The sequence below is a fragment of the Pseudomonas sp. P5_B3 genome (assembly GCF_056400405.1).
Genome location: NZ_JBFULI010000132.1, coordinates 1 through 763, shown reverse-complemented (window position 1 = coordinate 763; position 763 = coordinate 1). Strand labels below are relative to the sequence as shown.

General features: G+C 58.1%; 1 pseudogene. It reads left to right on the top strand.

The window, feature by feature from the left end:
• Positions 1-313: 313 nt before the first annotated feature.
• Positions 314-763, top strand: a pseudogene (locus AC1DRN_RS29935) (hybrid sensor histidine kinase/response regulator); the annotation flags it as partial.

The following is a 763-nucleotide window of genomic DNA, read 5'->3' as shown; positions in this document are numbered from 1 at the left end:
GTCCAGCACCATGCTCGCCGCCTTGAGTTTGAACTCACTGGAATAAGATTTACGCATAGCCAAAACACCTCAGATTTGGGCGCCATCATAGCGCCCGATTGAAGTGTCCAAAATCATTAGGCCAGTTCAGCCTGCTCGCGATAACGACGGTACAGTCGACTTGGATGTCGTCTGACGCACCGCTATCGCGAGCAGGCTCGCTCCTACAAGGATTCTGCAAAGGCCCGCGAGAATCAGCTATACCTCTATGAAACGAATAACGCGCAGGATGCTCGAAACAAACGGGTGCAACTTACCGGGATAGAGCCAGCCGATGCAGTTTCTAGAGGATAGCCACGGGTGCTCCGGGTGGAACGGCGAAATGGCCGGGCGCATTCGTGCGTTCGACTGGAGCCAGACCGAACTTGGCCCACTCGACTCATGGTCCAAAAGCCTGAGCAGTGCGGTGCAGTTGATGCTCGCGTCCCCGCTGCCGATGGTGATGCTCTGGGGCCAGTCCGGGTACATGATCTATAACGACGCTTACTCCAGGTTTGCCGGCGGGCGTCATCCGTACCTGTTGGGGTCTACGGTGGAGCTGGGTTGGCCAGAAGTCGCCGAATTCAATCGCCACGTGGTCGACGCCTGCCTGGCGGGCGGCACCTTGTCCTATCGCAACAAAGAAATGGTGCTGCTGCGTGACGGGGTTCCGGAAGATGTCTGGATGGACCTCTACTACAGCCCGGTGGCTGACGATGACGGACGTCCGGCCGGGGTCATGTCC